This is a genomic window from Luteimonas sp. A277 (assembly GCF_054052045.1).
The window spans coordinates 427149-453013 of the sequence record NZ_JBSVRG010000001.1; the positions used below are offsets into that span (position 1 = coordinate 427149).

The following is a 25865-nucleotide window of genomic DNA, read 5'->3' on the forward strand; positions in this document are numbered from 1 at the left end:
CAAGATGTCCATGGACACGCCTGCCACGGATCGCCCGGTTTCCCTGACGCAGCGTCCGCAGTGGACGGCGTTGGCCGAGCACGCGAAAGCCTTTGTCGGCACGCACCTGCGCGAACTGTTCGCCGCCGACCCCGCGCGCGGACAGCGGCTCAGTGCCGAAGGCGCCGGCCTGTACCTGGACTACTCCAAGCAGCGCGTCGATGAAGACACCCTGCGCCTGCTGCTGGAACTGACCGAAGCCTGCGGAGTGCAGGCACGCACCGCGGCGATGTTTGCCGGCGAGCGCATCAATCGCACCGAGGACCGCTCGGTGCTGCACGTGGCGCTGCGCATGCCCAAGGACGAGCGCCTGGAGGTCGACGGCGTCGACGTGATCGCGCAGGTGCACGAAGTGCTCGACCGCATGGCGGCCTTCGCCGACCGCGTGCGCGACGGGCAATGGACCGGCCACTCCGGCCAGCGCATCCGCAACGTGGTCAGCATCGGCATCGGCGGCTCCGATCTGGGCCCGGTGATGGCGTACGAGGCGCTGCGCGATTTCAGCACGCGCGAGATTCACTTTGCGTTCGTCTCCAACGTCGACGGCACCGACTTCACCGAGGCCGTGCGCGGCCTTGATCCGGCAGAGACGTTGTTCATCGTCTGCTCCAAGACGTTCACCACGCTCGAGACGCTGACCAATGCGCACGCCGCGCGCCGCTGGTGCCTGGATGGACTGGGCGGCGACGCGCATGCCGACAGGAGCGGGGTCGTCGCGAAGCACTTCGTGGCCGTGTCCACCAACGCCGACGGCGTGCGCGACTTCGGCATCGACACCGACAACATGTTCGGTTTATGGGACTGGGTCGGCGGCCGTTACTCGATGGATTCGGCAATTGGCCTGTCGACCATGATCGCGATCGGCCCGAACCACTTCCGCGACATGCTCGCGGGCTTCCACGCCATGGACGTGCATTTCCGCGACACGCCGCTTGAACGCAACCTGCCGGTGCTGATGGCGCTGGTAGCGATCTGGAACACCAACTTCCTCGGCGCGGAGACCGTAGCCGTGCTGCCGTACGCGCAGTACCTCAAGCGCTTTCCGGCCTACCTGCAGCAGCTGACGATGGAGAGCAACGGCAAGTCGGTGACCCTCGGCGGACGTCGCATCGACTACCAGACCGGCCCCGTGTACTGGGGCGAGCCGGGCACCAACGGCCAGCATTCGTTCTACCAGCTGATCCACCAGGGCACGCGGCTGGTGCCGTGCGATTTCATCGGCTTCTGCGAATCACTCAGCCCCCTGCGCGACCAGCACGACCTGCTGATGGCCAACCTGTTCGCGCAGGGCGAGGCGCTGGCGTTCGGCAAGCTCGCCGACGCGGTGCGCGCGGAGGGCGTGGCCGAGACGCTGGTGCCGCACAAGACCTTCGAGGGCAACCGGCCAAGCTCAACGATCCTGGCGCAGAAGCTCACGCCGCATGCGCTCGGCGCGCTGGTAGCACTGTACGAGCACAGCGTGTTTGTGCAGGGTGTGGTCTGGAACATCGACTCGTTCGACCAGTGGGGCGTGGAACTGGGCAAGGTGCTGGCGAAGCAGACTGCCGGCGAGCTCGCCGCCGCTTCTCTTCCAGAACTCCGCCACGACAGTTCCACCAACGCGTTGATCCGGCGCTACCGCGAACAGCGGGGCGTGCGCTGATGGGGACGAACGTCAGCCCGATGGCCGGCAAGCCGGCGCAGCCCGCGCAGCTCGTCGACATCGACAAGCTGCTTACCGCCTATTTCGACGTGAAGCCGGATCCGTCGGTCGCCGCGCAGCGCGTGGCGTTTGGTACCTCCGGCCACCGCGGCAGTTCGCTGGACGGCAGTTTCAACGAGCACCATGTGCTCGCCATCACCCAGGCGATCTGCGAATACCGCAAGACGCAGGGCGTCGACGGGCCGCTGTTCCTCGGCATCGACACCCACGCGTTGTCCGCACCCGCGCGCGACAGCGCCCTGCAGGTGCTGGCCGCCAACGGCGTGGAGGTGCGGATCTCGCAGGGCGACGAGTTCACGCCGACGCCCGCGGTTTCGCACGCAATCCTGATCCACAACCGCGACCGCGACTCGGGCCTGGCCGACGGTATCGTGGTCACGCCTTCGCACAATCCACCCGGCGATGGTGGCTTCAAGTACAACTCCGCCAACGGTGGGCCGGCCGACACTACGATCACCCGCCAGGTGCAGGACCGCGCCAACGCGCTGCTTGAAGCCGGCCTCAAGGGCGTGGCGCGCGTGCCGCTGGCGCAGGCGCGCCACGCGGCGACCACGCGCGAACACGATTTCCTCGATCACTACGTCGCCGACCTGGGCAACGTGCTCGACTTCGACCTGATCCGCGCTTCCGGCGTGCGCATGGGCGTCGATCCGCTGGGCGGTGCCGGCGTGCACTATTGGGCGCGCATCGCCGAGCGCTATCGGCTGGATCTCGATGTCGTCAGCGAGCAGGTCGACCCCACGTTCGCCTTCATGACCCTGGACTGGGACGGGCAGATCCGCATGGACCCGTCCTCGTCGTACGCGATGCAGCGGCTGATCGGAATGAAGGACCGCTACGACGTCGCCTTCGCCTGCGATACCGACCACGACCGCCACGGCGTGGTGACAAAAGCCGGATTGCTGCCGTCGAATCACTACATGGCGGCGATGGTCGACGACCTGTTTCGCCACCGCCCGCTGTGGGGCGCGAACGCCGCTGTGGGCAAGACCGTGGTCAGCAGCAGCATGATCGACCGCGTCGCCAAGCGACTCGGGCGCAGGCTGTACGAAACGCCGGTGGGCTTCAAATGGTTCGCCGACGGCCTGTTCGACGGTTCGCTGGGCCTGGGCGGCGAGGAAAGTGCGGGCGCCAGCTTCCTGCGCCGCGACGGCACGGTCTGGACCACCGACAAGGACGGCATCGCGCCGGCGCTGTTCGCCGCCGAACTCACCGCGCGCCACGGGCACGACCCGGCCGAACACTACCGCGGGCTGTGCGAGGCCCTCGGCGAGGTCTTCTTTGACCGCGTTGAGGCACCGGCCAGCGCGCAGCAGAAGGAGCTGCTGGGCAAGCTCTCGCCCGCGCAGCTGAAGGCCGACAAGCTCGCGGGCGCCGACATCCGCCAGGTACTGGACAAGGCGCCGGGCAACGGCGCGCTGATCGGCGGCATCAAGGTCGTCGCCGACAGCGGCTGGTTTGCAGCGCGGCCGTCGGGCACCGAAGACATCTACAAGATCTACGGCGAGAGCTTCGAGAGCCCCGACCACCTGCAGGCGATCCTCGCCGAGGCGCAGGGCATCGTCGACGCCGCGCTCGCCGAAAGCTGAAGACACCCGCATCCCCCTGTGGGAGCGGCCATGGCCGCGATGCAGTTCGCAAGGCAGGCCATCGCGGCCATGGCCGCTCCCACCCAGTCACCGGAGCAGGATCATGGCACCAGACAAGGCATCCGCATCCCTCGACCAGCGTTGCATCGACACGCTGCGCTTCCTTTGCGTCGACATGGTGGAGAAGGCCGACAGCGGCCACCCGGGCCTGCCGCTCGGCGCCGCGCCGATGGCCTACGTGCTGTGGCAGCACTTCCTGAAACACAACCCGGCCAATCCACTGTGGACCGACCGCGACCGCTTCGTGCTCTCGGCCGGCCACGGCTCGGCGCTGCTGTACAGCCTGCTGCACGTCACCGGCTACGACCTGACGCTCGACGAGATCAAGCAGTTCCGGCAGTGGGGCAGCAAGGCGCCGGGGCACCCCGAGCGCGGCCACACGCCGGGCGTGGAAGTCACCACCGGGCCGCTGGGGCAGGGCTTCGCCAACGCCGTGGGCATGGCGATGGCCGAGGCGCAGCTGGCGGCGCGCTACAACCGCGCGGGCCACGTCGTCGTCGACCACCGCACCTGGGTCATCGCCAGCGACGGCGATCTGATGGAAGGCGTCAGCTCCGAGGCCGCATCGCTTGCCGGGCACCTGAAGCTGGGCAAGCTCAACGTGCTCTACGACGACAACAGCGTGACCCTGGCCGCCGGCACCGACATCACCTTCACCGAGGATTGCGCCGCGCGCTTCGCCGCCTACGACTGGCACGTGGAAACCGTGGACGACGGCAACGACGTGGCCGCGATCGAACGGGCCCTGCAGCGGGCGCACGACGAGATCACACGGCCGTCGCTGGTGCTGGTGCGCACCCACATCGGCTTCGGCTCGCCGGAGCAGGACAGCTACAAGGCGCACGGCTCGCCGCTGGGCGAGGAGGGCGTGGCGGCGACCAAGTGCAAGCTCGGCTGGCCCGAGCAGCCGGCGTTCCTGCTGCCCGACGACGCGATGGCGCAGTACCGCTCCGCGCTCGACCGCGGCAAGCGCGAAGAGGATGCGTGGCAGCAGCGTTTCGATGCCTATGCCGAGGCATTTGCCGATGAAGCGCGCGAGCTCCGCACCAGCCTCGAGGCGAAGTTGCCCGAGGGCTGGGACGCGGACATTCCGGTGTTCACCGCGGACGCGAAGGGCATGGCCACGCGCGAGGCCGGCGGCAAGGTGCTGTCGGCGATCGCGCCGAAGCTGCCGGCGCTGACCGGCGGCTCCGCGGACCTCGATCCCTCGACCTACACCGCGGTGAAAGGCCTGGGCGATTTCGACCCGCGCGCCACGCCGGGCGAGGACGAACAGGGCTCGACCGGCGGCGGCTGGAGCTATGCCGGCCGCAACCTGCATTTCGGCGTGCGCGAGCACGCGATGGGCGCGATCTGCAACGGCATGGCCGCGCACGGCGGCATCATTCCCTACGACGCGACCTTCCTGATCTTCTCCGACTACATGCGTCCGCCGATGCGCCTGGCCGCGCTGATGCGCCTGCACGTGGTGCACGTGTTCACCCACGACAGCATCGCGCTGGGCGAAGACGGGCCGACGCACCAGCCGGTGGAGCAACTTGCAGGCCTGCGTTCGGTGCCGGGGCTGCTGGTGATCCGGCCCGCGGATGCAAACGAAACGGCCGTCGCCTGGCGCGTGGCCATCGAAGCACGCGACCGGCCGGTCGCGCTGGCGCTGTCGCGGCAAAAGGTGTCCACGCTCGACCGGGACAAGTACGCATCGGCCGATGGCCTGCGCAAGGGCGCCTATGTACTGCTCGATGCGGAAGGTGGAAAGCCCGACGTCATCGTGATTGGCACCGGCGCGGAAACCGGCCTCGCGCTGGCGGCCGTGGAGAAACTGCAGGACGAAGGTATCGCCGCGCGTGCGGTCTCAATGCCGTGCTGGGAGCTGTTCGACGAACAGCCGCAGGAATTCCGTGAATCCGTGCTGCCGTCGTCCGTGCCTGCGCGACTGGCGGTGGAAGCGGGGTCGCCGCAGGGCTGGCACCGCTACGTCGGCGACCACGGCGACGTGCTCGGCGTCGACCGCTTCGGCGCTTCGGCGCCAGGAAGCGAGATGCTGGAACGCTACGGTTTCACCGTCGAAAACGTCTGCGCACGCGCCCGTGCGCTGCTCGGAACGGAGGCAAGCTGATGGCGGGTGCGCCTATTCCTTCTTCATCGCATGCCCACCGAACTCGTTGCGCATCGCCGACAGCAGCCGGTCGGCGAACGATTCGCCGTCGCGCGAGCGCAGGCGGGCGATCAGGGACTGGGTGATCACCGGCGCCGGTACGTTGAGGTCGATCGCCTCGGCCACGGTCCAGCGGCCTTCGCCCGAGTCGGGCACGAACGGCGCAATGCCGTCCATCGTCGGATTCTTGCCCAGCGCGTTGGCGGTCAGGTCCAGCAGCCAGGAGCGCACGACGCTGCCAGTGCGCCAGATCTCGGCCACCTGGTGCAGGTCGAGGTCGAATTCCTGCTTGTGCCCGAGGATCGAGAAGCCTTCCGCATAGGCCTGCATCAGTCCGTACTCGATGCCGTTGTGGACCATCTTGGTGAAGTGCCCCGACCCGGACGGCCCGACGTGGCCCCAGCCCTGGTCCTTGCCCGGCGCCAGCGTCTCGAACACCGGGCGCAGGCGCTCGACCGCATCGGCTTCGCCGCCGACCATCATGCTGTAGCCCTCGGCCAGCCCCCACACGCCGCCGCTGGTGCCGCAATCGACGTAGTGCAGGCCTTTGCCGGCGACGGCCCGGGCGCGATCCACGGTTTCCTTGTAGTTGGAATTGCCGCCGTCGACGATGGTGTCCCCTGCCGCCAGCAGCTTGGCGAGCGCATCGACTGTGCCGCCGGTGATGGCCCCCGCCGGCACCATCATCCAGACTACGCGTGGCGACGACAGCTTGCCGACGAGCGCCTCCAGCGAGGCGGCCGACTCCGCGCCAAAGCCTTCGGCCAGTAAACGCGCCTCGGGTTTCGGGTCGAAACCGACCACGCGATGGCCGCCGCGCACCAGGCGCTGCGCCATGTTCGCGCCCATCTTGCCCAAGCCGATCATGCCAAGTTCCATGTCTTCTTCCTCGTTGTGAAACCGCGTTGTTCGTCACGCCCCTGGCGACACAGGATGTTCGAGACACCAGGCCCGCGCCGCCGCGCCGATCGCGGACGACTCGGTAGGGTAAGGGTGGATGACCCGCGCCAGCCCGCGCACGCCGGTGCCGTTGACCATCGCCTGGGTAACCTGCCCGATCAGTTCGCCGGCGCGGCGGGACACGATTGTCGCTCCCAGGATGCGGTCGGAGCCGTCGGCGACGTGCAGCTTGATGAAGCCGATCTCGTCGCCGTCGAGTACCGCCCGGTCCACTGCGTGCAGCGGGATCGTGCTGCTGGAGATGGGGATTCCGCGGAGCATTGCCTCGCGTACGTACAGGCCCACGTGTGCGATCTCCGGATCGGTGTACGTACACCACGGAATCACCAGCTCGCCCAGGCGCTGCCGTTCACCGCGCAGGGCATTGGCCACCGCCATGCGCCCGGTGGCCACGGCGACATGGGTGAAACGGTGGGCCATGCAGACATCACCGGCCGCGTAAATCGCGGGGTTTGCCGTGCACAGGTGATCGTCCACCCGGATGCCCTCGACCGCATCATGTCCAACACCCGCCGCCTCCAGGCCCATGTCGTGGATGCGCGGCAGCCGCCCGGTGCCGACCAGCACGGCATCGGCAACCACGCTTGTCACGTAGTCGTCGGTGCGCAGGTCGGCGTGGATCCCGTCGCCGACGCGACGCACGGCGGTCACCTCGGTATTCAGGCGCACCTCGATCCCGTCGCGAGCGAACGCCACCGACAGGATCTGCGCCGCATCGCGCTCTTCGTGGGGCAGGAACAGCGGCATGTTCTGGACGATGATCACGCGGCTGCCGAAGCGGCGAAACACCTGCGCCAGTTCGCAGCCCAGGGGGCCGCCGCCGATGACCAGCAGTCGCCGGGGCAGGGCGGCGATGCCGAAGATCGTTTCGTTGGTCAGATAGCCCACGTCGCGCAGGCCGGGGATGTCGGGCACGTCGGGCTCGGCACCGGTCGCGATCAACGCCTTGTCGAACCGCAGCTGCACGCCGTCCAGCTCCAACCGGTCCGGGGCCTTGAACATGGCATGGCCGAAGAACAGGTCGATGCCGGCATCGCGCAGCATCCGCGGCGAGCTGGCGCGGCTCATGCGCGCGCGCAGTCGCAGCACGCGCTCCATCGCGGCGTGGAAATCCACCTCGACCCGTGGCGGTACGATGGCGCCGTATTTCCGGGCATCGCGCATTTCCGCGTACACACGAGCGGTGCGTACCAGGGCCTTGGAGGGCTGGCAGCCGAAGCTGAGCCGGTCACCGCCGAGCAGGTCGCGCTCCACCAGCGCAACGCGCGCGCCGGTGGCGGCAGCATCCTGCGCGGCCGCCAGGCCGGCGGCGCCAGCGCCGACGACGACCAGCCCGTAGCGATCGGCCGGCTCGGGATTGCGCCATCGGGCCGGGCGCAGATTGTCGCGCAGTTCGTCACGGACGAACGGGTCGACCACGGTGCCGATGCCGATGCCGGAGTCGCGGTGGTGCATCAGCCTCGCTCCCCGTCGCACGCGGCGACATCGAGCCAGCCGCCTTCGAAGCCCGCCCGGCGCAGCCCGTCGACCACGTACCGGCAGCGGCGCATCAGCGCCCAGGGCAGGCCGGTCCGATGGTTTTCCAGCATCAACACGATGATGCCCTGGTCGAGCCCGAACAGGCCGGGCGATACCCATGCCTTTCCGGCCTTGTCGCGCAGGTCGGCGTTGAAGCCGCTGGTGAAGCCGTGTTCGTGGACGATCTCCGGATGGCGTCGGCACATCGTGCCGATGGCCTCGAGCGCAAGTTCCGGTTCGAACGGCACGCTCGCCAGCACCGCCGGCGGCGACAGGGTGCCGTCGTCCGGCCCGTAGGGCACGCCGCGCGCGGCATAGCCGAACAGGTGTCGCGGCTCCGCCTCCACTCCCTGTACTTCGTCGGTCGGCCCCTCGCAGGCGCTCAGGCCCCAGCAATCCTGCCCGTAGCCCCGGTGGCCGCGCGGGTTGATGCAGGCGTAGGCGCGCTGCACATGGATGGCGCGACGGCTGTTCTCGAAATAGTCGCAGGCCTTCTGGCGCATGAAGCTGTCGCGGATGCCGCGGAAGTCGATCCACGCGTGCGAGAACTGGTGGATGAACAGCGGGCCGGCGTACAGGAAGCCGTGGCCGTAGAGATTCTCCCACTGGTAGGTGCTGGTCCAGGCCCGGTAGCAGTCCTCGCCGATCGGGTGGGTGGGCGAACCCAGGGCAAGCACGTACAGCACGATCGCCTCGCTGTAGCCTTCCCAGCCGTAGTGAAGGAAGCCGCACTCGGGCTTCCAGCCCTGCATGATCGTTTCGCCGCCGTTTTGCGCCCAGCGCCAATCGATGCGGCGGTACAGTTCATCGGCAATGGCGCGCAGCTCCGTCTCGTCGGGCGTGTCGGCATCGAAGTAACGGCTGGCCATGAGCGCCCCGATGATCAGCAGTGCAGTGTCGATCATCGACAGCTCGCAGCGCCAGACGCGGGTGCCGGTGTCGCAGTCGAGGAAGTGGAAGTAGAAGCCCTTGTGTCCCGTGGAACCGGGACTGCCGTCCTGGTTGCTGTCGCGGAAGAAGCGCAGCGCGTCGGCGCAATGTTCGACCGCTTCGGCCCGCCCGATCCAGCCGCGTTCGACCGCGACCGGGTAGGTGGACAGCGCGAACCCGACGACCGCGATGCTGACCGGCGACCATTCGCGGGAGGTGTCGGCGTACAGACCGTTGACCGGATTGCGGTGCCGCAGGAAGTAGCCGAAGGCGGTGCGCTGGTAGCGGTCCAGCAAGGGTTCGCCGGCTTTGGACGGGGGCGGCGTCGGGCCGCGCACGCGGTCGCCGACCGTGGCCGCGGTGTCGTCCACAGCGGCCTCGGCGATGCTGTTTTGTATCGTCTTTGGCACGTTGGCTGCAGTCTAGGGTCCGCGGTGTTAGCAGGTCATGACGTTGACCCCGCCGTGACCGCCAACGTGCAATAAGGGGCAGACACCTTCCGGAGTCCTCGTTCCATGCAAGACCACGCATCCGGAAGCACGCCGCCCGGCCTCCTCCTTCAGGCGCCCCGACTGCAGCTGCTGTCGAACGGGCGCTACACCGTGATGCTGACCGCCGCCGGCTCCGGCTACAGCCATCTCGGAAACTGCGCGATCACCCGATGGCGCGCCGATCCGACCGGCGACAACCACGGCTGCTGGCTCTACCTGCGTGACGTCGACAGCGGCGCGTCCTGGTCGGCCGGGCTGCAGCCCACCGCGGCCGTGCCCGATACCTACGCGCTGGAATTCACCGATGGCCGCGCGGGCATCCGCCGCCGTGACGGCGACATCGAAACCACCACCGAGGTCGTCGTCGCCGGCAATGCCGATGCGGAGGTCCGGTGCGTCCGCCTGCGCAACAGCGGCGACCGCGAGCGCATCATCGAACTGACCAGCCACGCCGAACTGGTGCTTGCGCCGCAGCAGGGCGATGCCGCGCACCCCGCGTTTTCGAAGATGTTCGTGCGCACCGAGTGGTTGGCCGACCGTCTCGTGCTGCTTGCCACGCGTCGCGTGCGCACGCCAGGCGATCCGTCGATCTGCGCCGCGCAGTGGCTGCAGGTCGAAGGCGACGACGGCGGCGAACCGCAGTGGGAGACCGACCGTGCGCGCTTCATCGGCCGCGGCCGCGACGCGCACGCCCCGGCGGCGCTCGAATCAGAGACGCTTTCGGGCACGGTCGGCACCGTGCTTGATCCGGTGTTCAGCCTGCGGCGCCGGGTGCGCATCGCGCCCGGGGAAACCGCCACGCTGCAGCTGTGGACGGTGGCGGCCGCTGGCCGCGGCGAGGCGCTCGCGCTGGTCGATCGGCTCCGCGGCGCGGATGCCTTCGCGCAGGCGTCCGGGGAGGCGTCGAAGCGTGCGCACGCGCTGCTGTCGCGCCTGGGCCTGGATGCGGCGCAGGCGCGGCGCTTCCAGCGTCTCGCGGCCGCGCTGCTGTACCCGGATCCGACGCTGCGCACCGCGCCCGCGGCGCTGGGGAAGGGGGAGGGCGGCGCGCCCACGCTCTGGGCCGGCGGGATTTCCGGCGATCGCCCGATCGTGCTGCTGCACATCACCGACGAGACCGGGCTGGCGCTCGCGGATGACGTCCTGCGCGCCGAGGCGTATTGGCGCGCGTACGGTCTCGAGGCCGACCTTGTGGCCGTCGCCGGGTCGGCGGCGGCGTACGACGCGCTGCAGGATCGCTTCATGGGGCACGCGAGGCGGAATCCGCCGCCGGGCGGCAGGCAGAACCTGTTTGTACTCCGCGCCGACGAGGCGCCAGACGCACTGCAGGCCGGGCTGGCGACGGCGGCCGCGATTGCCCTCGACCAGCACGACGGTGGCCTCGCGGCACAGGTCGATGCGCTGCCGGCCGCGACAGGGACAGACCTGCCGCCCGATGCCGCCCGCCAGCCGACTGCGGCCGCCGCGTCGCCGTCGCGCGAATCGGGCGGCGGCATCGAGGCGTCCCTGGAGTTCTTCAACGGCCACGGCGGCTTCGCCGAAGACGGGCGCGAGTACGTCACCATCGTCCGCAACGGCGCGCTGCCGCCGATGCCATGGCTTAACGTCGTCGCCAATCCGGACTTCGGCTTCACCGCCACCGAGGCCGGCGGTGGCTACGCGTGGTCGCGCAACAGCCAGCGCAACCCGATCACGCCGTGGACAAACGATCCGGTCTCCGATCCGCCGCAGGAAGTGCTCTACGTGCGTGACGACGAGGATGGCCGGCTGTTCACCGCCACGGCGCTGCCCCGCTGCGGCGACGACGGCGAGTACGTCGCGCGCCACGGCCACGGCTACAGCCGCTTCGAGCACGCCGAACATGGCATCGAGCTCGACCTGCTGCAGTACGTGCCGGTCGACGACGGCCTGAAGATCTCGCGCCTGCGGCTGCGCAACCGCTCGGGGCGCACGCGCAGGCTGTCGGTGACCGCCTTCGTGCAGTGGGCGCTGGGGCCGAACGGCTCGCAGCCGGCGCCGTTCGTCGCCACCTCTCTGGACAGGGACACCGGCGCGCTGTTCGCCGGCAACGCCTGGCGCGCGGAGTTTGGCGAACGCGTGGCGTTCATGGACCTGCGTGGCCGCCAGCAGGCGCACAGCGGCGATCGCCTCGAATTCCTCGGCCGGCGGGGCGATCTGGCCGCGCCGGCGGCACTCCAGGGGGGCGAAGCGCTGTCCGGACGCACCGGTGCCGGGCTGGATCCCTGCGGCGCGCTGCAAACCCGCTTCGAACTGTCAGTGGACGGCGAAGAGGAGATCGTGCTCCTGCTCGGCGACGCGACCGACGCCGGCGCCGCGCGCGAGCTGGTGCGCCGCTACCGCGATGCGGACCTCGACGCCGTCCTGCAGGCAGCCGTCGCGCAGTGGGACGACATCCTCGGCACCGTGCAGGTGCACACGCCCGACCGGGCGATGGACCTGCTGCTCAACCGCTGGCTGCTCTACCAGGCGCTGTGCTGCCGGGTCTGGGCGCGCACGGCGTATTACCAGGCCAGCGGCGCCTACGGCTTCCGCGACCAGCTGCAGGACGTGATGGCCACCTGCATCGCGCGCCCCGGGGAAGCCCGCGCGCAGCTGCTGCGCGCCGCGGGCCGCCAGTTCGAGCAGGGCGACGTGCAGCACTGGTGGCTGCCGCCGAGCGGCGAGGGCATTCGCACGCGCATGACCGACGACCGCCTGTGGCTGCCGTTCGTCGCCTGTCACTACATGGATGCCACCGGCGACACCGACGTGCTCGATACGCGCCAGTCCTTCATCGAGGGCCCGCAGCTCGAGCCCGGGCAGGACGAGGCCTACTACCGGCCCACGACCGCGGACAGCGATGCCAGTCTGTACGAACACTGCGCACGCGCCATCGACGTGAGCCTCACGCTGGGCACGCACGACCTGCCGCTGTTCGGCACCGGCGACTGGAACGACGGCATGAACCGTGTCGGCGAGGAGGGCAGGGGCGAGAGTTCCTGGCTGGGCTGGTTCCTGTGCGCCACCATCGATGCGTTCGCGCCATACGCGAAGGCGCGCGGCGAGCACGAGCGCGCAGCGCGCTGGGAAGATGTCGCGGCCACCGTGCGCAAGGGTCTGGATGCCGGCGGCTGGGACGGCCAGTGGTATCGCCGCGGCTACTACGACGACGGTACGCCGCTCGGCTCGCACGAAAGCGACGAGTGCCGCATCGACACCATTGCTCAGTCGTGGAGCGTGATCGCCGGTGGCGGCGATCCGACGCATGCGAAGTCGGCGATGGAGCAGGTCGACCGCCAGCTGATCCTGCGCGACGAGAAGGTCGCGCTGCTGTTCACCCCGCCGTTCCGACACACCGACCACGACCCGGGTTACATCAAGGCCTATCCACCGGGCCTGCGCGAGAACGGCGGCCAGTACACGCACGGCGCGCTGTGGTCGATCTTCGCCTTCGCGAAGATGGGCGACGGCGACCGCGCATTCGAGCTGTTCTCGCTGATCAATCCCGTCCACCATGCATCCACGCCCGCAGGCGTGGACCGCTACAAAGTCGAGCCCTATGTCGCGGTTGCCGACGTGTACTCGGTCGAGCCGCACGTCGGCCGCGGCGGCTGGACCTGGTACACCGGCTCCGGCGCCTGGCTGTACCGGGCGGGGCTGGAAGCGGTCCTGGGCTTCCACCTGCAGGGCGCGCATCTGCGCCTGGATCCCTGCATTCCACGCGAGTGGCCGGGCTTCTCGATCGAGTACCGCCACGGCGGCAGCCGCTATCTGATCGAGGTCGCCAACCCGAACGGTGCATGCCGCGGCATCGCACGCTGCGAACTCGACGGCGGGATCCTGGACGTTGATCCCTGCCTGATCCCGCTGCGCGACGACGGCCAATCGCACCGCGTGACCATCGAGTTCGGCCGTTGATCGCGGCGCACGAGCAACCCCTGCGCGCGCAGCTGTTCAGTGCTGAACAGATGGAGCAGCACGGCCGCGTGCTGGCACAGGCGCACCGGCTGAGCGGACACCGCGGCGGCGACCTGCTGCTGGCGCGGCTGAGCGCCAACGAGACTGTGATCGAACGCGCCAGCAAGCTGCTCGGCGAGGCCGCGCACGCCAAGCGCAGGCTGACCCCTGCCGGCGACTGGCTGCTCGACAACCTGTACCTGGTCGAGGAACAGGTCCGCATCGCCCGACGCCACCTGCCCAAGGGTTACAGCCGCGAACTGCCGCGGCTGCAAGGTGGCCCGTCCGATCAGCTCCCGCGGGTCTACGACATCGCCCTCAACGCGATTTCGCACGGCGATGGTCGCGTCGACGTCGAGAGCCTGGACCGCTTCATCGTCGCCTACCAGTCAGTCACGTCGCTCACGCTCGGCGAGTTATGGGCGATCCCGATCATGCTGCGGCTGGCGCTGATCGAGAACTTGCGCCGGGTCAGCGTGCAGGTGATCGCCGGCCGCATGGATCGCGACCTTGCCGACTCGTGGGCCGACCGCTTCTCGGCGGTGGCAGAGTCCGATCCCAAGAGCGTGATGCTGGTAATCGCCGACATGGCGCGTTCCCAACCGCCGCCGAGCAGTGCGTTCGTCGCCGAGATTGTGCGCCGCCTGCAGGGGCAAGGCGCAGCGCTGGGCCTGCCGCTGACCTGGATCGAACAGTGGCTGGCCGATCACGAGCAGAGCATCGCGCAACTGGTGCGGGCCGAGAGTCAGCAGCAGGCCGCCAACCAGGTTTCCATCAGCAACAGCATCGGCAGCCTGCGTCTGCTGGCGATGACCGACTGGCGCGAGTTCGTCGAATCAATGAGCATGGTCGAGGCCACGTTGCGCGACGACCCCGACGGCACCTACAGGCGGATGGACTTCGCCACCCGGGACCGCTACCGCCACGTGGTCGAGTACATCGCCCGGCGCGGCAAACTGCCCGAAACCGAAGTGGCATCAGCCGTGCTCGAACTGGCGCGCGCAGGCGCTGGACAAGCGGGCACCGGCGACTGCAGCGCACACGTGGGTTACTACCTGATCGATGCCGGACGCACGCAGCTGGAACGGAGGCTGTCGCTGCGGGACAGACCGTTGGCTTCGCTGCGCCGCGGAACCCGACACGTGCCGCTGCCGGTCTATCTGTTGCCGATCATCGGCATCATCGCGCTGTTCACCTTCGGGCTGGTGCAGGACGCGCAGGCGATCCTTGGCGCGCGCAATGTGCTGTGGCTGGTGGGCGTGCTGTGCATAGTTGCCTTCAGCGAGCTCGGTGTGGTTCTGGTCAACTGGTTCGCGACGCTGCTGGTGTTGCCGCGGGCGCTGCCGCGACTGGATTTCTCCGCGGGTATCCCGAACGAGGTGCGCACGCTGGTAGTGGTGCCGACCATGATCGGGGACGCGTCGACGGTGCGCCCGCTGATGGATGCCCTGGAGGTGAGGTTCCTCGCCAACCGCGACCGCAACCTGCACTTCGCCCTGTTGACGGACTTCCTCGACGCCGACGAGCAGGTACTGCCGCAGGATGCTGAAGCGCTGGCGACGGCGCGCAACGACACTGAGGCGCTCAACCGGCGCCACGCCGGCGGCGGCGACGATATCTTCTTCATCCTCCACAGGCCGCGCACCTGGAACCCGCGTGAACACAGATGGATGGGCCACGAACGCAAGCGCGGCAAGCTTGCCGCGCTCAATTCGCTGTTGCACGGAGGCGATGCCAGCGCGTTCTCGATGATCGCCGGCGAGCCGGGCGTGCTGCGCGGCGTGCGTTACGTGATCACGCTCGACACCGACACCCACCTGCCGCGTGACGCCGCGCGCGAACTGGTCGGCACGCTTGCGCATCCGCTCAATCGGGCCCGGCTGGATCCGCAGCGGCGCGTGGTGGAAAGGGGTTACGGCATCCTGCAGCCGCGCGTCGGCACCCGCATGGATGGTGAACGCCGTTCGTGGTACGTGCGCCTTTATGGCAGCGAGCCAGGAATCGACCCGTACACGCGTACCGTTTCGGACGTGTACCAGGACCTGTTCGGCGTGGGTTCGTTCGTCGGCAAGGGCATCTATGACGTGGCGGCGTTCGAGCAGGCGCTGGACGCGCGCTTGCCCGACAACCGGGTCCTCAGCCACGACCTGCTCGAAGGCTGCTACGCCCGTGCCGGACTGATCAGCGACGTGCAGCTGTACGAGGACTATCCGTCGCGCTACGCACTTGACGTCAAGCGCCGGCACCGCTGGATCCGCGGCGACTGGCAATTGTTGCCGTGGCTGCTGCCGTGGGTGCCGGGCGGCGAAGGCCGCCGCGAACGCAACCCGCTGTCGATGCTCTCGCGCGGCAAGCTGCTCGACAACCTGCGCCGCAGCCTCGTGCCCGTGGCGACGGTGTCGCTGTTCGTGCTTGGCTGGATGCTTGCGCCTCACCCGCTGCGCTGGACGCTGTGGGTGCTGTCGACGCTGCTGCTCGCACCGCTGCTGGCAGCACTGACCGCGCTGCTCGACAAGCCGGAGGAACTGCCGCTGCGCGCGCACCTGCTGCATCGCATGCAGGCGGCGGGGCACGATTTTGCGAGGATCATCCTGGGCGCGGCGTTGCTGCCGTACGAGGCGTTCTACAGCCTCGACGCCATCGTGCGGACACTGTGGCGGATGCTGGTGTCGCGCCGGCACATGCTGCAATGGAGTCCCTCCAGCGAAGTCGAGAAGACCCTCGGCGACGGGCTGGCGGCGTCATTGCGTTCGATGTGGTTCGCGCCCGCGTTCGCGCTGGGGGTGGCGGCCGCGCTCTTCCGCCTGCAGCCGATGGCGCTGCCCGTTGCCGCGCCGCTGCTCGGGCTGTGGCTGCTGTCACCCTGGCTGAGCTGGTGGACCGGGCGGCCGCGCGTGCGCGCGGCGCACGGGCTGTCGGTGGAGCAGGGCAGGTTCCTCGGCCGGTTGTCGCGGCGCACGTGGGCGTACTTCGAGGATTTCGTGACCGCCGCCGACCATTGGCTGCCGCCCGACAACATCCAGGAGCATCGCACGCTGCTGGTTGCGCGGCGCACGTCCCCGACCAACATCGGCCTGTCGCTGCTCGCCAACCTGTCCGCGTACGACTTCGGCTACCAGCAGGCCGGTGCCATGGCCGAACGCGTCGGCAATACCCTTGCGACACTGGAACTGCTACCGCGGCATCGCGGCCATTACTACAACTGGTACGACACCGAAACGCTGCGCCCGCTGCCGCCGCTGTACGTGTCTACCGTCGACAGCGGCAACCTCGCCGGACATCTGCTCACCCTGCGCCAGGGACTGCTGGCACAGCCCGATTCGGCGGTACTGGCGCCCGCTACCTGGCAGGGCTTGGGCGATGCCGCAGGGGTATTGGAAGAGTCCGGCGTCGGCGTACCCGAGGCCTTGCGCGGGAAGATCGAGGCGCTGCTCGCCGTACCGCCGGCCACCTGCGGCGAAGCCGTGCTTGCGCTTGCCGAACTCACGGCACTGGCGGAACCACTGGCCGGTCACGACCCACCGGCCGGCGCGGGCTCCGATGCGGATGTGTCGACGGAGGCGTCGTGCTGGGGACGGAAACTGTTGGCGCAGTGCCGTGCCGCGAGCGCCGCACTGGCATGGTTGCCATCGACGCTGTCGACGTCGGCGATCCCGACCTTGCGCGAACTTTCGCGCACCTCGCCGGACGGGCAGGTGCAGGCCACCGCAAGAGCCCGCATCGCGGAGTTCGAGCGCCTGGCCCACCTCGCCGGCCAGTGCGCGCAGAACGAACTCGATTTTCTCTACGACCGCAGCCGCCATCTGCTTACCATCGGTTACAACGTCGACGAACACCGCAGCGACCCCGGCTTCTACGACCTGCTGGCGTCCGAGGCCCGCCTGGCCAGCTTCATCGGCATTGCCCAGGGCCAGCTGCCGCAGGACGCGTGGTTCGCGCTGAGCCGGTTGCTGACCGACATCGGTGGCGACCCGGCGCTGCTGTCGTGGAGCGGCTCGATGTTCGAGTACCTCATGCCGCAGCTGGTGATGCCCAGCTACGAGGGCTCGCTGCTTGACCAGACCGCTCAGGCGAGCGTGGCCAGGCAGATCGAGTACGGGCGCCAGCGCGACGTGCCCTGGGGCATTTCCGAATCCGGCTACAACGCCGTCGACGCGCGCATGAATTACCAGTACCACGCCTTCGGCGTGCCGGGACTCGGCCTGCGACGCGGGTTGGCGCAGGATCTGGTGATCGCGCCCTATGCCAGCATGATGGCGTTGATGGTCGCGCCCGGGGAGGCGTGCCGGAACCTGCAGCAGATGGCCGCCGCCGGCTTCGCAGGACGCTACGGCATGTACGAGGCGATCGACTACACACCGACGCGATTGCCGCGCGGACAGCCTCACGCGCTGGTGCGCTCGTTCATGGCCCACCACCAGGGCATGGGGCTGCTGGCGCTTGACTACCTGCTCCACGACCAGCCGATGCAACGCCGGTTCGTGGCCGACCCCGAGTTCAGGGCCACGCTGCTGCTGCTGCAGGAGCGCATCCCGCGCACCGGTACCTTCCATCCGCACACGACCGAGGTCGCCGGCGCGTCGGTGATGTCCGACCCCGCCGAAACCCGCCTGCGCATCTTCCGCAACGCCTCCTTGCCGCAGCCGGCGATCCAGATGCTGTCCAACGGCCGCTACCACGTGATGTTGACCAGCGCCGGCGGCGGCTACAGCCGCCTGCACGACATGGCGGTGACGCGCTGGCGCGAAGATGGCACGCGTGATCACTGGGGGAGCTGGTGCTACCTGCGCGACGTGGACAGCAGCGAGTTCTGGTCGGCTTCGTACCAGCCCACGGCCGTGGAGGTGTCCGGATACGAGGCGATCTTCTCCGACGCCAAGGCCGAGTTCCGCGGCCGGAAACAGGGGTTTGAAACCCACCTGGAGATCGCCGTGTCGCCAGAGGACGACATCGAACTACGCCGGCTGCACGTGACCAACCAGTCACGCATGGCGCGCACGATCGAAGTCACCACCTACGCCGAGGTGGTGCTGGCGTCGGCGATCTCGGACGAATTGCATCCGGCCTTCAGCAATCTGTTCGTGCAGACCGAACTGGTGCCGGAACGGCAGGCGATCCTGTGCACACGACGCCCGCGAGCGCACGATGAAGTGCCGCCGTGGATGTTCCATCTGGTCGCGGTGCACGGCGCGGATATCGTGGAAATTTCCTACGAGACCGACCGGTCACGCTTCATCGGCCGCGGCCACGACGCGCGCGCACCGCGCGCCGTGCTCGAGCCGGCGCCATTGTCCAACAGCCAGGGTTCGGTGCTCGATCCGGTTGTCGCGATCCGCTCCCGGATCACCCTGGCGCCGGACCAGACGGCGACCATCGACATGGTTACCGGCGTCGCGGCCGCGCGCGATGATTGTCGGGTGCTGGTAGACAAATACCGGGACCGCAGGCTGGCCGACCGCGTGTTCGACCTGGCCTGGACCCATAGCCAGGTGGTGCGGCGCCAGATCAACGCCTCGCAGGCCGACGCGCAGCTGTACGAACGCCTGGCCGGGCTGGTGCTGCACGCGAACCCGGCGCTGCGCGCAGAGCCGGCCGTGCTGCTGCAGAACCGCCGCGGCCAGTCGGGGCTGTGGGGGCAGGCGATCTCCGGTGACCACCCGATCGTGCTGGTGCAGATCGATGACGCGAAAAACATCGAACTGGTGCGGCAGATGGTGCAGGCCTACGCGTACTGGCGGCTCAAGGGCCTGACCGTCGACCTGGTGATCTGGAACGGCGAGCAGGGCGGCTATCGCCAGCAATTGCACGACCAGATCATGGGTCTGATATCGGCCGGCGTGGAAGCCAACGTGATCGACCGCCCCGGCGGTATTTTCGCCCGATCCGCACACCAGCTGCCGCAGGAGGATCGCATCCTGCTGCAATCGGTGGCACGGGTGATCGTGAGCGACGCGCACGGCACGCTGGCCGAACAGGTTGCGCATCGGCCGCCGCAGGAGGTGGTGATGCCACCACTGCAGCCACAGCTCACCCAGTACGACCTGATGCCTATGCCCACGGCCGACGAGCACGCCATTACCGGCCGCGGCGGGGACACGGCTCTCGACCCGTGGCCCTTTGACCCGGGTACCGGGCCGCTGCGCGAAGGCAACGGCATCGGCGCCTTCTCGGCCGACGGTCGCGAATACGTGATCGACCTGCAGCCGGGCGGCAACACGCCTGCGCCGTGGTCGAACGTGCTCGCCAACCCGCAGTTTGGCTGCGTGGTGAGCGAATCCGGCACCGGCTACACGTGGGCCGAGAACGCGCACGAGTTCCGCCTCACGCCGTGGCATAACGATCCGGTGGGAGACAGCAACGGTGAAGCGTTCTACCTGCGCGACGAGCAGACCGGGCAGTTCTGGTCGCCGACGCCGCTGCCATCACGCGGCGAGGGTGCGTACCGGGTGCGGCATGGCTTCGGCTACAGCGTCTACGAACACGAGCAGGACGACGTCGCCAGCGAACTCTGGGTCTACGTGGCGAGCGACGCGGCCGTCAAGTTCAGCGTGCTGCGCGTGCGCAACACCGGCGAGCGCACGCGGCGGCTCAGTGCCACCGGCTACGTGGAATGGATCCTCGGCGATCTGCACGCGCGCACCCAGATGCACGTGGTCACCGAGTCCGTCACGGAACACGATGCGGTGCTGGCGCGCAATGCGTACAACACCGAATTCAGCCGCCGAGCCGCCTTTTTCGCCGCCGATATCGCAACCGGGGGATGGCACGGCGAGGAGGAGCGCCGCAGCGTCACCGGCGATCGCAACGAGTTCATTGGCCGCAACGGCAGTCTGCGCTCGCCGGCGGCGATGACGCGCGAACGCTTGTCCGGGCGACTTGGTGCCGGACTTGATCCCTGCGCCGCGATCCAGGTGCCGCTGGACCTGGCGCCCGGGCAGTCGCGCGACGTGATATTCCGCCTCGGCGCGGGGCGTACGCGCGCCGAGGCGCTGGCGACGCTGCAGGAGACGCAGGGACGCGATGCTGCCTGGGACGCGCTCGACGAGGTGCGTGTCGGCTGGCTGCGCACGCTTGGCGCGGTACAGGTGGAAACACCCGAGCCGGCCGTTGACCTGCTCACCAACGGCTGGTTGCTCTACCAGACCATCGGCTGCCGTTACTTCGCGCGCAGCGGCTACTACCAATCCGGCGGCGCGTTCGGCTTCCGCGACCAGCTGCAGGACATCATGGCGATGCTGCACGCCGAGCCGAAGCTCGCACGCGACCACCTGTTGCTGTGCGCCGAGCACCAATTCATGGAGGGCGACGTGCAGCACTGGTGGCACCCGCCGCTGGATCGCGGCGTGCGCACGCGGTGTTCGGATGACTATCTGTGGTTGCCGCTGGCCACCTGCCGCTATGTCGAAGCTACCGGCGACCGCGACGTACTCAACGAACGCGTGACCTATGTTGAAGGTCGACCTGTCTACCCGGATGAGGAGTCCTACTACGACCTGCCTTCGCGCTCAGGTCTGCGTGAAACGCTGTACCAGCACTGCGTGCGCGGCCTGCAACGTGCGCTCGACCTGTTCGGAGAGCGTGGCCTGCCGCTGATCGGCACCGGCGACTGGAACGACGGCATGAACCGGGTGGGGGAGGGCGGTCGTGGCGAGAGCGTGTGGCTGGGGTTCTTCCTGTACGAGGTGCTCAACCGCTTCAACAAACTGGCGCGCGACCGCGGCGACCTGCTGTTCGCCAAACGCTGCCTCGAACGCGCAACGCAGCTGCGCCAGGCACTGGAAGACCATGCCTGGGATGGCGCGTGGTACCGGCGCGCGTGGTTCGACAACGGAATGCCGCTGGGCTCGACGCAGAGCGATGAGTGCACGATCGACTCGATCTCGCAGAGCTGGTCGGTGCTGTCGGGCGCTGCCGATCCGGTGCGCGCAAGGCAGGCAATGGAATCGCTGGACCAGCGCCTGGTGCGGCGCGATGCAGGCCTGGTGCAACTGCTCGACCCGCCATTCGACAAGACCGGGCAGGACCCCGGCTACATCCGCGGCTACGTGCCCGGCGTGCGCGAGAACGGCGGCCAGTACACCCACGCGGCGGTGTGGGCGACCATGGCCTTCGCCGAGCTCGGCGACCATGCGCGCGCGTGGGAACTGTTCCGCATGATCAACCCCATCCACCACGGCGACACCGCAGAACGCATCGCGACCTACAAGGTGGAACCCTACGTGGTCGCCGCCGACGTGTACGCGGTCGAACCGCACGTCGGCCGCGGTGGCTGGACCTGGTACACCGGCTCGGCCGGCTGGATGTACCGGCTGGTCGTCGAATCCTTGCTGGGCCTGCGGCTCGAGGGCGACACCCTGCGGCTGTCGCCCTGCATCCCGCCCGACTGGCCCGGCTACCGCGTGCGCTATTGCTACCGCGACACGGTTTACCTCATCCACGTGCGCCAGGAAGCCGGGAAAGGCATGCCGCCGCGATTGCTGGTCGACGGCATGGAGCAGCCCGGACTGGCCGTTCCGCTGTGCGACGACCATGCGCAGCATGCTGTGGAACTGTGGCTGCCGCAGCCGGAGTAACGGGCCGCCACGCCCGCCTCACGCCACGGGGTGCATGTTGGTAATCGGCAATCGGCCGATCATCAATGGAGAGCGACATGAGCAATGACAAGCACGATGCCAACCGTGACCCGATCACCGGCACCCCCGGTGCGCACCCGGTCGGTACCGGCGTAGGCGCGGCGGCCGGCGGTGTCGCTGGCGCGGCCGTCGGTTCCGTAGCAGGGCCCGTAGGCACGGCGGTAGGCGCCGCTGTAGGCGTGGTGGCCGGCGGCCTGGGTGGCAAGGCTGCGGGTGAGGCGATGAATCCGACGGTCGAAGACGCGTACTGGCGTGAGAACTATTCCAAGGAGCCGTACGCCAACAAGCAGTACGGATACGAGGACTACCAGCCTGCTTACCGCACCGGCTACGAAGCCCGTTCACGCTATGCCGACCAGAGCTTCGAGCAGGCCGAAAACAACCTGCGTACCGACTATGAGCAGGCCAGGGGCAACTCGCGCCTGGAGTGGAACGACGCCAAGCACGCCACACGCGCGGCATGGCATCGCGTCGAACGGGCGCTGCCGGGCGATGCGGACGGCGACGGCCGCTGATCGCGGCGTCGGCAGACCCGCCGATCAGCAGCAACCATGAGGCCCCGCTTGCGGGGCCTCTCTAATCTGGACTGGGAATTTGCGGAAGACAGGGAAAGTTATCGGGGGTAAGACTCTCACCGCTGCGCGGGCCGCGCACGATCGCCTTGGCCACCGCCGTCGTTGAGTAGGGTTTTGGCCGGTGATCAGGCGACCGTCATCGACCACTGCTATTTCCGCTTCTTATGGATCGGATATATGTTTGACGGGTATGCCGCGCCGAGCTCAGTCAAGGCATCATCTTCACGCCGGAAATTCCAATTCCCGGGTTTGAGCCAGTGCGGCGCGCCTCGATCTCGCTCATCTTCTCGAAATATTCGGGCGCCTCATCCAGCACTTGCCCGTCGACGGTCGTGTCGTGGTTCCTTGAGCCGATGGACACCGACCGCTGGCAGGTCGACCGTGACGCGACGCGGGAAGTCCACGACAATGTAGAGCGATTCATCGACAACCAGCTTGCCCGCAAGTCCAACGCTAGCCTGCACCCGGAGAACCGGGAGTGGCTCGGCGCCGCTTGGTGCCGGAAGACTGCAATGGACGAGGGCAGGGGAGCACCATGATTACAGGCAGCATCAAGACCCAGGTCGACCAGATCTGGAACGCGTTCTGGAGCGGCGGCATCTCCAACCCCATGGAGGTCATCGAGCAGATGACCTACCTGCTCTTCATCAAGCGGCTGGACGAGCTGCAGACGGTCAAGGAGAAGAAGGCCAACCGCATCAAGCAGCCGGTCGAGGCCCCCATCTTCAACAGCGGGCAGCAGAAGCTGCGCTGGTCGAAATTCAAGTCGCTGGGCGACCCGGCGGCGATGTATGCATTGGTAGCCGACGAGGTCTTCCCCTTCATCAAGAACCTGGGCGGGGCGGAGGATTCCACCTACGCCACCCACATGAAGGATGCGCGCTTCACCATCCCCACCCCGGCGCTGCTGGCCCGGGTGGTGGACATGCTCGACGCCATCCCCATGGACGACCGCGACACCAAGGGCGATCTGTACGAGTACATGCTCGGCAAGATCGCCTCGGCCGGACAGAACGGGCAGTTCCGCACCCCACGGCACATCATCAAGCTGATGGTGGAGATGATGGCGCCCAGGCCGACCGACACCATCTGCGATCCGGCCTGCGGCACCGCCGGCTTCCTGGTCGCCGCCAGCGAATACCTCGGCGAGCACCACGGCCAGGAGATCTACGCCACGCCAGAAGCCGCGCGGCGCTTCAACCACGACACCTTCCACGGCTTCGACTTCGACAGCACCATGCTGCGGGTCGGCTCGATGAACATGCTGCTGCACGGGGTGGAGAACCCGGCCATCGAGAACCGCGACAGCCTGAGCGAAGGCCACGCCGGCGTGGCCGGGCAGTTCAGCCTGATACTGGCCAACCCGCCGTTCGCCGGCTCGCTGGACTACGAGAGCACCGCCAAGGACCTGCAGCAGATCGTCAAGACCAAGAAGACCGAGCTGCTGTTCCTGGCCCTGTTCCTGCGCCTGCTCAAGCCCGGCGGGCGCGCCGCGGTGATCGTGCCCGACGGCGTGCTGTTTGGCTCATCCCGGGCACATAAAACCCTGCGGCGGATGCTGGTGGAAGATCAGAAGCTCGACGGCATCGTCTCCATGCCCTCGGGCGTGTTCCGGCCCTATGCCGGCGTATCCACAGCCATCCTGCTGTTCACCAGGACCGACTCGGGCGGCACCGACAACGTCTGGTTCTATGACATGCAGGCCGACGGCTATTCGCTGGACGACAAGCGCAATCCGCTGGATGCAAGCAAGCACGAGAGAAACAACCTGCCGGACATCCTGGCGCGCTGGCGTAACCGCGATGCCGAAGCCGACCGTGCGCGCACCGAGCAGAGCTTCCTGGTGCCGAAGGGCGAGATCGCCGGCAACGGCTACGACCTGTCTATCAACCGCTACAAGGAAGTGGTGTACGAGGCGGTCGAATACGACCCGCCGCTGCAGATTCTCGCCGAGCTGAAAGAGCTGGAGGCGGAGATCATGCGGGGGATGGACGAACTGGAGGGAATGTTTAAGTGAGCGTAGAGATCGTCGCCCTTGACGAAATCGCCTCAATCGTTAGCGGTTTCGCCTTCAAGTCCGAGCAGTTCAACAATACCGGCGATGGACTTCCTCTTGTTCGAATCCGGGACGTGACAGCCGGGCGGTCCTCGACGTTCTATCCGGGACCATATCGAGAAGACTTCGTTGTAAATGATGGCGACGCCCTTATCGGCATGGATGGCGAGTTCAATCTTGGGGTCTGGCAAGGCGGCAAGGCATTACTCAACCAGCGAGTCTGTCGCGTTGAATCGTCTGACGATCGATTGAGTCTGGAGTACCTGATTCGCTTTCTACCGAATGCGCTGAAGGCAATCGAGGCGCGAACCCCGTTCGTTACGGTCAAGCACCTGTCAGTCAAGGAGCTACGAGCGATCTCGATCCCGCTACCTCCACTAAAAGAGCAGCAGCGCATCGCGGCGATCCTGGACAAGGCCGACGCGCTGCGCGCCAAGCGCCGCGAAGCCATCGCAAAACTCGACCAGCTGTTGCAGTCCGTGTTCCTCGACATGTTTGGCGATCCGGTTTCAAATCCAAAGGATTGGCCCAAGGAATCGCTTGCAAGTCTCTTCGAGATCGCAAGAGGCGGGTCGCCAAGGCCCATCGATGCGTACATCACGGACTCTCCAGACGGGATCAACTGGATCATGATCGGCGACACCGTTGAAGGTTCGAAGTACATCGACAGCACGCGCAAGAAGATTAGAAAAGAAGGGGTAAGTCGTTCGCGACGGGTGCACCCCGGAGACTTCCTGCTGACTAATTCAATGAGCTTTGGTCGCCCTTACATCCTCCGGACTTCGGGTTGTATCCATGACGGATGGCTTGTCCTATCACCGAAGGACTCACGCACCAGCCAGGATTACCTGCATAGCGCGCTGTCATCGCCCTCGATCTACACCGAGTTCGCCCGGCGGGCGCCCGGCGCAACGGTCAAAAACCTGAACATTGATTTGGTCAGTGGGGTAGAGATTCCAGTGCCTCCGAGCGGGCTGCAGGCCAAATTTTCCGAAGCCATTCAAAAGATTGAAGGGCAAGCGCAACGATTGAAGGAGCAGGCGAGTCGGTTGGAGAGCCTCTTCGCTAGCCTCCAGCACCGCGCCTTCACCGGCACCCTCTGACCCATGCCCGCCTACCAGCCGCCTTTCCAGCTCACCCACCGCATGACGGCGCTGGTCGCGGACATCGCCGAGCGGCTGGGCGCATGGAAGGCGGCCA

The 25865-nt window shown here is 67.8% G+C and carries 12 protein-coding genes; 8 read left to right on the top strand and 4 right to left on the bottom strand.

All coding sequences use genetic code 11. The features are described 5' to 3' along the window. The first annotated feature begins 10 nt into the window (after positions 1 to 10). From pgi to tkt, 3 genes are all read left to right on the top strand, one after another. Positions 11 to 1681: a glucose-6-phosphate isomerase gene (gene pgi, locus ACW7G2_RS01910; RefSeq protein WP_456972144.1), complete on the top strand. Its 1671-nt coding sequence runs from the start codon at positions 11 to 13 to the stop codon at positions 1679 to 1681. Next, positions 1681 to 3330 (top strand): phosphoglucomutase (alpha-D-glucose-1,6-bisphosphate-dependent), encoded by a 1650-nt coding sequence (gene pgm, locus ACW7G2_RS01915; protein ID WP_456972146.1) that lies wholly within the window; start codon positions 1681 to 1683, stop codon positions 3328 to 3330. The genes pgi and pgm overlap by 1 nt, the downstream gene beginning before the upstream one ends. Positions 3331 to 3433: 103 nt before the next feature. Continuing rightward, complete coding sequence (gene tkt, locus ACW7G2_RS01920) at positions 3434 to 5506, top strand: transketolase (RefSeq protein ID WP_456972148.1); 2073 nt, start codon at positions 3434 to 3436, stop codon at positions 5504 to 5506. 12 nt (positions 5507 to 5518) lie between these two features. Here tkt and gnd read toward each other — a convergent pair whose 3' ends face one another. The 3 genes from gnd to ACW7G2_RS01935 are packed head-to-tail and all read right to left on the bottom strand — an operon-like array spanning position 5519 to position 9363. Beyond that, positions 5519 to 6424: a phosphogluconate dehydrogenase (NAD(+)-dependent, decarboxylating) gene (gene gnd, locus ACW7G2_RS01925; RefSeq protein ID WP_456972150.1), complete on the bottom strand. Its 906-nt coding sequence runs from the start codon at positions 6422 to 6424 to the stop codon at positions 5519 to 5521. 33 nt (positions 6425 to 6457) lie between these two features. Beyond that, positions 6458 to 7960, bottom strand: a complete 1503-nt coding sequence (locus ACW7G2_RS01930; protein ID WP_456972152.1) for a mercuric reductase — start codon at positions 7958 to 7960, stop codon at positions 6458 to 6460. Then, positions 7960 to 9363, bottom strand: a complete 1404-nt coding sequence (locus ACW7G2_RS01935) for a glucoamylase family protein (RefSeq protein WP_456972154.1) — start codon at positions 9361 to 9363, stop codon at positions 7960 to 7962. Before ACW7G2_RS01935 ends, ACW7G2_RS01930 begins: the two co-directional genes overlap by 1 nt. A 105-nt stretch (positions 9364 to 9468) precedes the next feature. On the opposite strand from ACW7G2_RS01935, the gene ACW7G2_RS01940 reads away from it, so the two are divergent. The 3 genes from ACW7G2_RS01940 to ACW7G2_RS01950 all read left to right on the top strand — a co-directional run bounded on the left by ACW7G2_RS01940 (position 9469) and on the right by ACW7G2_RS01950 (position 22549). After that, a complete protein-coding gene (locus tag ACW7G2_RS01940; RefSeq protein WP_456972156.1) occupies positions 9469 to 13362 on the top strand; it encodes a GH36-type glycosyl hydrolase domain-containing protein in 3894 nt (1297 codons plus the stop codon). After that, on the top strand, positions 13359 to 21974 hold the full coding sequence (locus ACW7G2_RS01945; RefSeq protein ID WP_456972158.1) for a GH36-type glycosyl hydrolase domain-containing protein: 8616 nt from the start codon (positions 13359 to 13361) through the stop codon (positions 21972 to 21974). The genes ACW7G2_RS01940 and ACW7G2_RS01945 overlap by 4 nt, the downstream gene beginning before the upstream one ends. A gap of 77 nt (positions 21975 to 22051) precedes the next feature. Then, on the top strand, positions 22052 to 22549 hold the full coding sequence (locus ACW7G2_RS01950) for a hypothetical protein (protein ID WP_456972160.1): 498 nt from the start codon (positions 22052 to 22054) through the stop codon (positions 22547 to 22549). Between the two features lie 268 nt (positions 22550 to 22817). On the opposite strand, the gene ACW7G2_RS01955 is transcribed toward ACW7G2_RS01950, so the two are convergent. Next, positions 22818 to 22970, bottom strand: coding sequence for a hypothetical protein (locus tag ACW7G2_RS01955; RefSeq protein WP_456972162.1), 153 nt, complete (start codon positions 22968 to 22970; stop codon positions 22818 to 22820). A 174-nt stretch (positions 22971 to 23144) separates the two neighbouring features. On the opposite strand from ACW7G2_RS01955, the gene ACW7G2_RS01960 reads away from it, so the two are divergent. Both ACW7G2_RS01960 and ACW7G2_RS01965 read left to right on the top strand, forming a co-directional pair. Next, positions 23145 to 24626: a type I restriction-modification system subunit M gene (locus ACW7G2_RS01960; RefSeq protein WP_456972164.1), complete on the top strand. Its 1482-nt coding sequence runs from the start codon at positions 23145 to 23147 to the stop codon at positions 24624 to 24626. Continuing rightward, positions 24623 to 25768, top strand: coding sequence for a restriction endonuclease subunit S (locus ACW7G2_RS01965; protein ID WP_456972166.1), 1146 nt, complete (start codon positions 24623 to 24625; stop codon positions 25766 to 25768). The genes ACW7G2_RS01960 and ACW7G2_RS01965 overlap by 4 nt, the downstream gene beginning before the upstream one ends. Positions 25769 to 25865: the final 97 nt, after the last annotated feature.